Source organism: Streptomyces sp. BK79 (genome assembly GCF_044142145.1).
Taxonomy (GTDB): domain Bacteria; phylum Actinomycetota; class Actinomycetes; order Streptomycetales; family Streptomycetaceae; genus Streptomyces.
Window position 1 is genome coordinate 1 of record NZ_JBHVOC010000033.1, and the last position, 11,351, is coordinate 11,351.

General features: G+C 66.0%; 13 protein-coding genes. 3 read left to right on the top strand and 10 right to left on the bottom strand.

What is annotated here, in order from left to right; translation table 11 throughout:
- Positions 1 to 460 (top strand): bacterial transcriptional activator domain-containing protein (locus ACFIF2_RS32310; RefSeq protein WP_395576834.1); only part of this gene is annotated, 460 nt, incomplete at its 5' end.
- 258 nt (positions 461 to 718) lie between these two features.
- Here ACFIF2_RS32310 and ACFIF2_RS32315 read toward each other — a convergent pair.
- Positions 719 to 1,477 (bottom strand): SDR family NAD(P)-dependent oxidoreductase, encoded by a 759-nt coding sequence (locus ACFIF2_RS32315; protein WP_395576835.1) that lies wholly within the window; start codon positions 1,475 to 1,477, stop codon positions 719 to 721.
- Between the two features lie 150 nt (positions 1,478 to 1,627).
- Between ACFIF2_RS32315 and ACFIF2_RS32320 the strand changes: the two genes are divergently transcribed.
- Positions 1,628 to 2,263: a TetR/AcrR family transcriptional regulator gene (locus ACFIF2_RS32320; protein ID WP_395576836.1), complete on the top strand. Its 636-nt coding sequence runs from the start codon at positions 1,628 to 1,630 to the stop codon at positions 2,261 to 2,263.
- Positions 2,264 to 3,095: 832 nt separating this feature from the next.
- Here the strand turns inward: ACFIF2_RS32320 and ACFIF2_RS32325 are convergent.
- From ACFIF2_RS32325 to ACFIF2_RS32335, 3 genes are all read right to left on the bottom strand, one after another.
- Entirely contained in the window at positions 3,096 to 3,359 is a 264-nt protein-coding gene (locus tag ACFIF2_RS32325; protein WP_395576837.1) for a hypothetical protein, read from the bottom strand.
- A 93-nt stretch (positions 3,360 to 3,452) separates the two neighbouring features.
- A complete protein-coding gene (locus ACFIF2_RS32330) occupies positions 3,453 to 3,863 on the bottom strand; it encodes a hypothetical protein (RefSeq protein ID WP_395576838.1) in 411 nt (136 codons plus the stop codon).
- A 636-nt stretch (positions 3,864 to 4,499) separates the two neighbouring features.
- A complete protein-coding gene (locus ACFIF2_RS32335; protein ID WP_395576882.1) occupies positions 4,500 to 5,732 on the bottom strand; it encodes a hypothetical protein in 1,233 nt (410 codons plus the stop codon).
- Between the two features lie 187 nt (positions 5,733 to 5,919).
- On the opposite strand from ACFIF2_RS32335, the gene ACFIF2_RS32340 reads away from it, so the two are divergent.
- Positions 5,920 to 7,233 (top strand): hypothetical protein, encoded by a 1,314-nt coding sequence (locus tag ACFIF2_RS32340; RefSeq protein ID WP_395576839.1) that lies wholly within the window; start codon positions 5,920 to 5,922, stop codon positions 7,231 to 7,233.
- A 490-nt stretch (positions 7,234 to 7,723) separates the two neighbouring features.
- On the opposite strand, the gene ACFIF2_RS32345 is transcribed toward ACFIF2_RS32340, so the two are convergent.
- The 6 genes from ACFIF2_RS32345 to ACFIF2_RS32370 form a co-directional block, all read right to left on the bottom strand.
- Positions 7,724 to 8,095: a fic family toxin-antitoxin system, toxin component gene (locus ACFIF2_RS32345; RefSeq protein ID WP_395576840.1), complete on the bottom strand. Its 372-nt coding sequence runs from the start codon at positions 8,093 to 8,095 to the stop codon at positions 7,724 to 7,726.
- Entirely contained in the window at positions 8,092 to 8,349 is a 258-nt protein-coding gene (locus ACFIF2_RS32350; protein ID WP_395576841.1) for a hypothetical protein, read from the bottom strand. Before ACFIF2_RS32350 ends, ACFIF2_RS32345 begins: the two co-directional genes overlap by 4 nt.
- Positions 8,350 to 8,662: 313 nt before the next feature.
- Positions 8,663 to 9,343 carry a hypothetical protein gene (locus ACFIF2_RS32355; protein ID WP_395576842.1) on the bottom strand — a complete coding sequence of 227 codons (681 nt, stop codon included), beginning with the start codon at positions 9,341 to 9,343 and terminating at the stop codon, positions 8,663 to 8,665.
- 92 nt (positions 9,344 to 9,435) lie between these two features.
- Positions 9,436 to 9,942, bottom strand: coding sequence for a hypothetical protein (locus ACFIF2_RS32360; protein ID WP_395576843.1), 507 nt, complete (start codon positions 9,940 to 9,942; stop codon positions 9,436 to 9,438).
- A 988-nt stretch (positions 9,943 to 10,930) separates the two neighbouring features.
- A complete protein-coding gene (locus ACFIF2_RS32365) occupies positions 10,931 to 11,170 on the bottom strand; it encodes a hypothetical protein (protein WP_395576844.1) in 240 nt (79 codons plus the stop codon).
- Positions 11,158 to 11,310 (bottom strand): GntR family transcriptional regulator, encoded by a 153-nt coding sequence (locus ACFIF2_RS32370; protein WP_395576845.1) that lies wholly within the window; start codon positions 11,308 to 11,310, stop codon positions 11,158 to 11,160. Before ACFIF2_RS32370 ends, ACFIF2_RS32365 begins: the two co-directional genes overlap by 13 nt.
- Positions 11,311 to 11,351 lie beyond the last annotated feature (41 nt).

Genomic DNA, 11,351 nt, shown 5'->3' on the forward strand with positions numbered 1-11,351 from the left:
CCGCTGCGACTGGACCCACTTCCTCCACCTCGTCGAACACGCCCTGCCCACAGGCCCCGCCGGCCTGCCCGACCTCGAGAAGGCCCTCGGCCTGGTGCGCGGCAGGCCGTTCGGGGGCAATCCCCTGCCCTGGGCCGAGCCGTATCAGCAGGAGATGACGACCCGGATCGTCGACGTGGCGCACACCGTCGCCACCTACCGCACCCAGCCCGGCCCCCATCAGGACCTCAGCGCCGCCCGCCGGGCCCTCACCACCGGCCTCGACGCCGACCACACCGCCGAACTCCTCTACCGCGACTTCTGCCGCCTCGAGCACACGGCCGGGAACCGGCAGGGACTGCACACCGCGATCACCCGCCTCCAGCAGGTCAACCGGGAACTCGACTGCTCCATGGAGACGGAGACCGAACAACTCATCAAGGAGCTGCTCAACGACACCGACGGGAGTGCCCGCATGTAGGTTCCGCGGTTTCGTGAGCACTTCCGCGTGATCATGAGCACCGTTCGAGCATTTCCGCGTGATCATGGGCAACGGTAGCGGTCAGTTGCCAACTGTTAACGATCTTCAGGTTGGGGCGGCGTGCCTGCTGCGCACCGTCCGGCCTGGCCGTAGAGAGTCGATGAGTGCCCGGTCGGGCGGCGCCCCCCGTCCCGGTGTGGCGCGGGCCCTTGTGCTGGGGTGAGAGTGCGGCCGGTCTTGGCATACGACGATGTCCCGCTAGAGCAGGGCGCCGCCGGAAACCTCGATGCGCTGGGCGGTGACCCAGCGCAGTCCGTCGGAGGCGAGCGTGGCGATGGCGTCGCCGATCTCGGCGGGCTCACCGACGCGGCCCAGAGCGGTCTGCGCCGCCAGCCCCGCTCGCAGGTCGCTGTCATCGCGCATGGCACCGCCGTTGAAATCGGTGGCGGTCGGTCCCGGGGCTATGGAGTTGACCCGGATGTTACGCGGGCCCAGTTCCAGGGCCAGGGTGCGACTGAGCACTTCGACGGCGGCCTTGGACGCCGAGTAGACGGCGGTGGCCGGGCTGGTGTGGCGGGTCAGGGAGCTGGAGACGTTGATGACGCTGGCAGGGTCGGCCATCAGCGGCAGCAGTGCCTGGATGAGGAAGAAGGTCCCACGGACGTTGGTGTCCATCATCGCGTCGAAGTCCGCGACACCGACCTGCTCAAGAGGGGTGAAGATCCCCACACCTGCGTTGTTGACCAGGATGTCCAGCTGCGTGGCCTCCCAGGGCTGCAGGTGCTCGCCGAGCTCGGCCGCGAAGGGCGGGAACGAGGCGACATCGGCGATGTCCAGACGCAGCGCGAGGGCATCGGACCCGGCCGCCCGCACCGCCTCGACCGTCTCTTGCGCCCCGACCTCATCACCCCGGTAAGTGACGATGACCTTGATACCCCGCTGTGCCAGGGCCAGCGCAGTGCTGCGGCCCAGCCCACGGTTGGCACCGGTCACCAGCGCGGTCTTCTTGCTGTCCATGGGGCTGCTCCTCGGAAGGGAAAGGGAATTCGCTGCAGGGCTTACTGCCCGACGCGGGAAGGCGAGTCGATCGACTCGCCTCCTTCACCGTAGGTCCGCTCCAGAGGCAAGTCAAGTGACTCGCCTCGCAGTAGCGGGCATACTGGCTCCATGACAGAAGGACTCTCCGACCACCACCGACGGCTGGCGCAGCAGAAGCGGGAGGCAATCACCTCGTCCGCCACCGCCCTGTTCCTCGACCACGGCTACGCAGGGACGTCACTGGCCCGGATCGCCGAGGCGGCCGGGGTGTCGAAGTCCACGCTGTTCAAGCAGTTCCCCACGAAGGCGGCTCTGTTCGAGGCCATCGTGAGCGAATCGTGGAAGCAGGGGTCCGGTCACGCTTCGGCCCCGCCCCCGGCAGGCGACCTGCGCGCGGGCCTGATGGCCATCGGTCACCGATACGCAGAGCTGGTCGGCCAGCCCGGGATGACGGCCCTGTTCAGGATCGTCATCGCCGAACTGCCGCGCCTGCCCGAACTGGGCAGGATGCAGTTCCAGCTGGGCAAACTGCCCTACTTCGACTCCGTACGGCTCTACCTGCAAGCCGAGCACGAGGCCGGCACCGCGCGTGTGCCCGACGCAGAGAGCGCCGCCAACCAGTTCCTCGGCATGATCGCCAACTTCGTCCTGTGGCCCCGGATGCTGCTCACCGACTGGAACCCGGCCGCCGACGAGACCGAACGTGCCGTCGTCGAGGCCGTGGAGACGATGCTCGCCCGGTACGCCGCCGGTCACCAGAAGTAGTCGCCCTCGCTCGCGCCCCCGATGCTTCGCACGGGCGGGAGCGCGAGCCGCAACGTGCGGTCAGTGCCGGCACGTGTCGTTTGACGGACCACGCAGCCAGGAGTGCTCACCGCAGTCAACGCCCCAGGTAGCCGGACCGCTAATGCTCGCGATCTCGCGGAACCTACACAGCTTGTAGGTTCCGCAGTTCCGTGAGCAATTCCGCGTGATCATGAGTACCGATCGAGCAGTTCCGCACAGCCTCGGTGCCCTTCTGCCCGAAGCCCGTAGACATCAGCCGACACGCAGAGCGACCAGCAAGGAGAGCCCGCTGGGAAGTACTGCTCATGATCGGCCGACAGAGGCAGTGCTCATGAAGCCCGGACTCCGGCGTTTCCGCAGGAACCAGTGCTCACCAACTCGCGGAACCTACATGCATGTAGGTTCCACGACTCGATGCGCAATGTCGGCTGGTGATGCGCACTCCATGCGCAAATGCGGGCCTGCGGGCGCAATGGATCACGCGACCTGCGGTGTCTCCGAAGCCCCTCCCGCCGTGAACCACGCTGGTGCGGAGGATGTGCCGTGACCGACCGGGCGAATGCGCATCGAGTCCGGATTCTGGAGTCTCCGCAGCAACCAGTGCGCACGACGTCGCGGATCCTACAATCAATCTAGGATCCGCGTGATCGTCAGCGGTGAAGGCAGTTCGTCAGCAGTGGATTAGCGAATCCGCGATTCAGTTGACACTGGCTACGGTGGTCCCTATCGGGCCGCTTCCGCTACATCGGAGACTTCCTGCAGAGTCACACGAGATGGCCCGTTAGAAGAGGCCGGGACCGGAAAACGTGCGTCAGGATACACGGCGGATGCGCTGCCGATACGCGACCGCTTCGAACGCGAGCCGCAACGCCGCAGTGAGCACGGCAGGAGCGAACGGCGTTGTCTCGTCAAGGTAGACCATGAGGCCGATGCTGGTCGTAAGGTGCAGCACAACAAACACGACCGCCGGGCGGGCATTGCGCGGGAAGACCACCCATGGCAAGGCGGCCCAGACCAGCGTGGCGACGCCAATGCCGAACAGGGCCAGCACCCACGGGCTCAGCAGCGCATCCACCGAACTCAGGCTGCTTCGTATCCGGCGTCAGGTGTGATCATAAACCTGGATGGGCTGGCCGCGATCGCGTTCGTGGTAATTGACTATACCCAATCAACTAGGCCGGCGCTTGATCATTGATGATCGCTCCGGGAATTCAAAGTTCGAGTCAACATACCCTTCAACGTCACAAACGAGCAAAAGCTCATACTTAGTCGTCACGCGAAGCTGACGAAATACGTACCGAGCAAGCCCCTCCGCATCTGACCACTCGACTACCTCCCGCCGGAAGCGCACGTCGACCAGGAGGCTGTGGCTTTCGAATACTGGCCAAACCCATTCTCCGCCAGGCGGCAGCATCATCACTGTCACGATCGCCGAATCTGTTCTTACTTGATAATTATCATCAATTTTCACAGCACCTGACGCTGCAAGCGCTACCGCCACGTCATTGGCTAGCTGCAAATGCCAAACCACGTCCACCACTCCATCAAGCGGCGCGGCGTAGATCTCGAAATCTCCCATACTTTCCCAATCGAATTGAGCACTGCGGGCCGCACGTTTCACATACGGCCCGCAGCTCTATTGCTCGACGTCTTTGCATCTAACGGGCTAGCGCTGAAACCTAGCACTAACGCCGCGGCGGAGAGTTTCTGGGCCCTGCTCAAGGAAGAGATCAAAATCCGGACCTGGCCCGACCGGGCAACCGCCCGTGTCGAGGCCTTCGCCTTCGTCGAGACCTTCTGCAACCGCCGTCTGCGCAAGCACAAGGTCGTCGGCTACCTCACACCGTCCGAGACCAGGCAGCGGCATCAGCACGCCCTCGCAGCATGCCGATCACGTGTCCGAGATAATGGGGAGCTTCAGCTTCAACCCCGTGGGGTCGCCTCGTCGGGGCCCTGCCTGCGGGTTGGGGATGTCTTGGTCGTGGCCCTCGCCTACCGCTGATCCTTGGCGTAGAGCAGGAAGCGGCCGGTGCCGGGGACGGACAACAGGTTCGAAGCCGGGCCACGGGGCCGATCGTCGGCGCGTACGGCACCCGCGACAGCGGGTCGAGCCCGTCCCCATGCCAGCGTATGGCGGCACGCCACCCGCCTGGCACGTCTGCTCGGGCCCTGGCCGGAATCGGCCAGGGCCCGAGCGGTTGTGGCAGGCGGGTGGTCAGACCTTCACCAGGTCGTAGGTGCCGGTGCCGTCTTGCCTGCCGCTGCTGTACTGGCGCAGGAACTCGCCGTCGGCGTAGCGGTCATGGCCGATCATGTAGCCGGTGTGCTTGTTCTGGATGCCGATCTTGTTGGAGCCGGGGACGTCGCGGTAGATGTAGAACCGCTGGAGGTCGTCCTCCGTGCAGGTGGTCGTCTGCAGGGCCGCCCGTTCGTTGGGCGCGTTCTGCGCGGCGATGGTCGCGCAGCCGCCGTTGCCCCAGTTCCACAGGGTCGCCTCGAGGACCCCGTTGTTCTCCGTCACGTTGCACAGGCGCCAGTTGTCCAGGTGGGCGCTGGTGAAGTTTGATTCGCGCAGGCGGATGCCTTCGTTGGCCAGGAGCGGTGCGCTCCAGTTCAGAGGCTTGCCGGGGACGTGGATCCTGTAGGCGTCGGAGCCGCAGTTGAGAGCGGCTCGTGTGGTGGGCGCGGTGGCCGGGGCGCTCTTCGTGCTCCGGGTGGCCTTGGTTTCGCTCTCGGCCGCGTGCCTGGCCGCGGTGGCCTTTGCCGAGGGGACCGGGCCGGCCGCGTGCTTGGCGGTGGCGCTGCCGCAGTCCAGCAGGGTCTGTGCCTTGGCCATGATGCTGTTGGCGGGGACCTTGTCCTCGCAGCGCACCGCGCCTTCCTCGAGCGTGGTGTAGGTGGTGAAGCTGCCGCTGTCAGGGCCCTCGACCCACTTCAACGCGTGGCTGTCGTCGCCTTGTTGGACGCGGTTGCAGTTGAGACTGCCGTAGGTGCCGGTGACCTTCTTCGTGCCCTTGTAGAGCCCGTAGTAGCCGGGCAGGCGGAAGTTCCACGAGATCGACTGGGAGGTGCTGGATGTGGAGGTGTAGTTGACCTGCACGTTCAGGCCCAGACTTGCGCCGACCATGCCGAGGGCTTCGACGGCGAAGCTGCCCTGCACGGTTCCGTTGAGACCGACGGAGACGGAAATGGTCTCCGTGGTGTTCGTGTTGACGGTCTGGTTGCCGGTCGAGCCTTCGGTGACGTACCAGCCCTTGAAGTGGGTGATCGTCGGAGCGACATCCGTGGACTTGATGATCGGGTGGCGCTTGCCGAGGTCGGCTGCGGTACAGCTCTGGCCGGGTTCGGCCGTCTGCTGGGCGGCGGGCGCGGCCGGTGAGGCAGCGGCCGGTGAGGCAGCCAGGCCCATGGCGGTGACCGCGCAGGCGGTCGAGGCGGTGGCGGCCATGAGTGCTCTGCCCATGCGGCCGGCCGGTCTTGTGGAGCGCATCGTTGCCCTTTCCCCCGCTTCCGGCCGGGCGAGCCGGGCCGGTGGTGTGAACAAACGCAGGTGAATGTAGCGACCACGCGGGGATCGGTGTGAGGGGCGAACGGGCCAAAAGGGCGATCACGGAAGGCTGATTACCGGCTGGCCTATGCAGGCATCGCACCGGTTCGATCCCGGGTGGACCTGCATGCCACCGGAAAATGGGGGGACCACCTTGAAACGCGTCAGACGCGGCCTGGCAGCGCTAGCCTCGCTCGCCCTCACCGCAGCCTTGTGCATCCTGGGCGTCTCACCGGCCACCGCCTCCCCCGCGAGCCGGGTGCCCTCCCAGGGCCACTGCACGGCCGCGGCCGAAGGATCCGCCGCGCGCAGCCAAGGCGCGGCGTGGACCTGTGTCGAGGCGGACCCCGTCGCCGATTTCGCCCCCGTCTCCTCCTTCGCCCCCTCCGACCCGGGGGAGGCGCTCAAGCTCTGCCTCGAAGACTCCAGTAAACGTGTCGTCTCCAACCGGCACGCCTACTGCACACGGATGCCCCTCAAATACACTCTCCTCGACGACAAGAACGTGGAGATCGGTGAAGCCCACATCGTGGTCGATGCCGTGGGCACGCTGGACTCCTACTCGGGGCAGTGGACCGAGACCATCCTCGCTGTCCCCGGCGACATGGACGACACGGTGTCCGCCGTGGATGTGGCCGTGAATGCCACGTGCAGCGGCATGTGCAGCACCGCGGGGCCGGCCTGGGGCGGCGCGCACGCCGTCGTGGAAAAGGGGGGTGACATTGTGCAGGGCACCATCACGTACAGGTCCAGTGTCGCCGCCAAGACAGACATCTCCCACATAGATGTCACCTACTTTTTGGACGGCGCAGCCCTCGGCGGCATCGGAGTTCCCGGGTATGACAGCGCGATCTTCGACGGCCCCACCGTGCGCTGTGACGCGACGATCGGCAAGACCAGCCCCATTCCCGGTTGCATCGTCATGGGGCACACGCCCAATGTGACCTTCTCGAGATCTAAATACCGGGGAGCGGCCGTCGCCTACGAGTGGGCGCAGAAGAACCTCACGGGCAGATTCGGCGACGCGGACCACTTGCTGTCGCGGTTCGTCGACCCTCTTGACCCGGACGCCGAAAAGAGGCGTGCTCTCACCTGTGACCGCAGCTTCGTGCGGGGCTCCACCGGTGTCCCCAACGATTCCTGTGACGAGTACCCCTTCGCCAAGTCCTGGCAGGGCGGGAACCCCGGTGCCCAGTGTGTGGACATCACCCCGCGTGAAGTCAACGGCGTATGGGACATCACGGGCGTCACTGTCGACCGGGGCAGCCCGCCCAACGCGCCCTGTATACGGGCTCATGTCGACAACGCGGACAACACGGCAGCGGGGGGTGAGCTGGGGCGGGCGGTGCAGTCCGACCGCATCCTCGACAGCGAGTGGTACCAGGTGATCATCGTTCCGTAACCCCTGCGGCGGGTGTCGCAGGAGACAGCCGAGGCGGGACAAGCATGTCATTATCGCCGTCTCCCACACACCGAAAGCCATCTCCGCCGTGACGCTCTCCGTAAGCGCTACCCGCAGCGTCCCGTGCGTTGCGGGTAGTGCCGTCCTGGGACGGTGGCCGGTGCTGCTGTACGCGGGCCGGGACAGGGACGATGGGTCCCTGCCCCACACGGCGTCTACCAACAGCAGCACCGAAACGAAGGCCGCCAGAGCGTCGGCGTCCGGGAAGGTTCCCTGCTCATCGGCGTAGGCGAGCCAGGCGCTATGGAAGCAGTCGTACCAGTCGATGGATTCGCCGGCCGGCTCCGGTCCGCCGGAGACTGCCGGTTCCCTCTCCGGTGTCGCGTAGCGCTGCTGGAGGGACAGGAGAAGCGGCTGCACCTGGTCTTCGGCGAGGTGGCGGCCGGCCGCCACCAGCGGGCCTGCGCCCGACCGGTTCCGGCGGCGTGGGTCAGGGCTTCCAGGTGCGCAGGAAGGAAGCAATGCGGGAGGCGGTGCAGCGGGGATTGTTCAGTTCGTGGGCGAGCGCAGTGAGCTGCTCGCGGGTGGGGTTCACCGGGATGTTGCTCGCTTCGAGATACATGACGGCGGCGGCGCAGGCGACGGTGAGGTTGGAGCGTTCCAGCCAGCGGCAGCACCCCAGGGTGTGCACCAGGGCGGCGGCGCGGGCGTAGGCGCCGTCGTAGACCGGGGTATCGAGCAGTTCGCCACGGTGGCGGGCGACGGCTGCGATGGGCACGCCGTAGTCGTCGGCGGCCGGATCGCGGTGGCCGGCCCGTTCTGCTACCTCGAGGATCCAGGACTCGTCGACGTGCAGGATCACGCGGCGACACCCGGCTGAGAGGCGGTGTACGGGGCGTCGAGCTGCTGCTCCAGGTCGTCGAGGTACGAGCCGTGCTCGTCGATGAGCCGCTGTGCCGCGGCCATGCCGGCGGCACGGGCGCCGGTGGTGTCCTCGATGATGAGTCGCTCCACGTACCTGTTGAAGTCCAGCCCGCGGGCGCGCGCGGCCGCCTTACCGGCCTCCAGGGTGTCCTCTTCCAACCGGATCTGTGTCTGCTTCTTCGCGGAAGTCACCCACCCATGGTAGCAGGGTGGTAGCAGACGTGGAAGGTGTCGCCGGTCGCGGCAGTCCGCCCGACCCCGGCTGACCAACCCTGGGGAACACCTCATGCCGACGATGCCAGTCGCTTCGGTCCCTTACGTACCGCTCGACGGTGCGCTGGGAGATCCGCAGCATCAGCAGACAGAGCGGCGACGGCGTTGACTGCTTCGCTCGATCGCAGCGTCGGTCGCTGCGGGCGGTGCCGAGTTTCACCGGCTCCCTCAGCATCCGTGTCCGTAGCGTTGGTCCCACCGCTGTCGTAGGTGGCGTGTCGCGTTCGTCGGCTCATTCGGACTGGGCCTGGGCTGCGTTGATGGCGGCTTGAAGCTGAAGCCAGGTTGGATCTGTGGAGCTGGCCGCAGTCGTCGTTGCCAGATCGTCTGCTTCCCATGTGCGGGCTCCGTCGGTCAGGACAAGGTGCGTCTCCAAGTCGTCGCCGTCGTCCGGAACCTCGGCGGTGGTCTCCAGGAACGCCGCGGCCGCAGCCCTGGACGTGTCCCTGTTCGCAGTGCAGTTCTGCGTGGAGCCGGAGAGCACGGACACGAGGACCAGATCTCCACCGCTACCGGCAACCAGGAGCTCGCCGGTGGCTGTGGCAGCCAGCGCGGACAATCGGGATCCGGTCAGCACATCGTGCTCGACCGCTTGCCGAGTTTCGAGGTCCACCTCGACCAGCGTTCCCGCGGGTGTTGCAATCCACAGCACACCCGGTCGCGCCCCGAAGGCAACATTGTGACGCGACCAGGCTTGCATCTGGTCACGCCACTCCTGTGGGTACGGATAGCCAGGGCTGGGGTCGCCGAGGGTTGTGGCCAGAACCCGGCGCAACGAAGGAAACTCGAAAACCTCCACCGAGTTGTCGTACGCGTTGCCACGAACCGCAAGGTGGCGTCCGTCCGCGCTGAAGAGCGGAGTCTCGTAGCCATCACAGTCCAGGATCAGCGCCCGGCGGAGCAGCCGCATCATGGCAGGCGCGGTTCCCTGATCGACTCGCGCGAAAAGACAGTGGGTGGCCCCTTGGTCGCTGCTGAGCGTGGCGACAAGTCCACCGAGCGAGGCTACACCTCACCCTCCAACCAACGCTCGAATGGTGCGACTTCCGACAGTTCGAAATTGAGCGCCTTCAACCCTCTGGCGAAGTCTTCGGCCAATTTCGAGAGCATCGCGACTAGCTCACTCTGTGCAATGCTCTCGCGCTCTGGGTTTGGAACCCAATTGGTCCGCGACTCGCAGTGAATCATCACGAGATCCCCGCTTGGGCGGAAAATCAAAGTCCTCTCGATGCCCTGCGAGTAGAGATCCACCTCGACTTCGCGACGGTCGCGCACACCCGCCAAAAGCGACGGGAGCTGCTCCATGAAGGCAGACAAGTCATAGGCGACATCGAGCGGCCACTCATCACTCCCGAAGCCGCCAATTTGGAAGCTGCTGCCTCCAGCATCAGAGAGGGCGCTACACGCCTCCATGACCAGGGTTTCGTAATCGTCACCCGGCTCCAGACCCGCTGCAGCAGGAGACACAGCACCTGACGGCATGGCCGGATTGAACGACACAGAGAAACTCATCTCTCCAGCCTCCTAGTTCGGACCAATGATCGGGAATCCCGTCTTGTACAGCCCATTTGGACTTGGGATGATGGTAGCTGCCCGCGCTTGGACGATACTCCCATCCGGCATAATCACCTGCCCCAGTCCGTCCGGAATGCGCACCGACCTGGGCCCGGCTCCTTCGGCATGGAGTCCCTTCAAGAACTCTGCCGCGGCATCATTGTCCAGCCACTGACCTTGCTAATTATTGGTGCTACGAGCGCGATCGATCAGAGCCTTCGTGTTTTTCGCTCCGGCGCCATGAGTCTTGAATGTATGACCCCACGTTTTAACGCTGTTGGAGGCCCAGTTCACGCATCCATTGCTGTCGTGAACGAGCACCGGCGTTTCGCCCGCCAGCACATAGTACGTGTGCTAAGCGACCCCTCTCTACCTGCGTTTTCGCAGGTCAAACGATATTCGGCGGTCCGCTGAGGTGCGGGTTCAGCCGGGGTTGTTCATGGTTGTTGCCGTCACTACTGCCGTCAACGGGCTGGATCGTCAGGCAGACCGGGCGCCTTGTGGCGGTTCGACGGTCGGGGCGGCTACCGGTCAGCGTGCGGCGGGGGGGGGCAGGGGCGGCCTACGAAGGGTGGCCGGGAGCTTGGTTCCCCGCAGGAGGCATCGCCGGGCCCACCGCCTTCGGCGAGCCCGGCGACGGGCGTTGCGGGTCGGCCCCCTGGTCGACCCTGTGCCTGCGATCCGGCCGTAGGACGGTCGTAGGCGATAGCTTGCTGCGCAACGTACCCGGACTTCATACCTGCAACTTGTCTCCCGTGGAAGCGGGTTGTTTCAAGCTCGTGCCCGAGACCGGCACCTCGCTGGAACTTGGCGCGGTCGTCAGTGCCTCGCCCTATTGCGGGTCGGTCGGCGACGGCGGCCAGCCTCGGTGGGCGGGGCCCGCCTTGAACCTCGTAGAGAAAATCTGGACGCACCACTCCAGCCCCTGACCATCGCGGCCGAGAGGTCAGCGGTCTCGCTCGGTGCCGCCCGCTTCCAGGGCCTCGACGCGGGCACGCAGGGCGGTGAGCTGATCGCGTGTCTCGGTAAGTGCCAGCTCCAGTGCCTCGACGCGCGCTGCCGTCCCGCCGACGGGTGTGTTCCCCACCTCCCCGTCACCTGAGTCAGTGTCGGCGTCGGGGTGGGCGACGAAGGCTCCCTTGCCGGGGCGGGAGGCCGCGTAGCCGTCCCGCTTCAGCAGGGCCATGCCTTCTGCACGGACAGGCTGGAGGCCCCGAACTCCGCCATCAACACGGCCTGCGTAGGCAGCGCGTCCCCCGGCTTCAGCCCGCCGGAGGAGATCCGCTCCCGCAGGGCCTCGGCGATCACCTCGAACGTCAGCAGCACCGTGCTCCCCGCCGGCCTGCGCCCCCGCCGCCCGACCGTCA

Bases quoted from the DNA above. Each gene is read 5' to 3' on its own strand.
- ACFIF2_RS32315 (WP_395576835.1), bottom strand. From the start codon at position 1,477: ATGGACAGCAAGAAGACCGCGCTGGTGACCGGTGCCAACCGTGGGCTG.
- ACFIF2_RS32320 (WP_395576836.1), top strand. From the start codon at position 1,628: ATGACAGAAGGACTCTCCGACCACCACCGACGGCTGGCGCAGCAGAAG.
- ACFIF2_RS32330 (WP_395576838.1), bottom strand. From the start codon at position 3,863: ATGGGAGATTTCGAGATCTACGCCGCGCCGCTTGATGGAGTGGTGGAC.
- ACFIF2_RS32335 (WP_395576882.1), bottom strand. From the start codon at position 5,732: ATGGCCGCCACCGCCTCGACCGCCTGCGCGGTCACCGCCATGGGCCTG.
- ACFIF2_RS32340 (WP_395576839.1), top strand. From the start codon at position 5,920: ATGCAGGCATCGCACCGGTTCGATCCCGGGTGGACCTGCATGCCACCG.
- ACFIF2_RS32355 (WP_395576842.1), bottom strand. From the start codon at position 9,343: ATGATGCGGCTGCTCCGCCGGGCGCTGATCCTGGACTGTGATGGCTAC.
- ACFIF2_RS32360 (WP_395576843.1), bottom strand. From the start codon at position 9,942: ATGAGTTTCTCTGTGTCGTTCAATCCGGCCATGCCGTCAGGTGCTGTG.
- ACFIF2_RS32365 (WP_395576844.1), bottom strand. From the start codon at position 11,170: ATGGCCCTGCTGAAGCGGGACGGCTACGCGGCCTCCCGCCCCGGCAAG.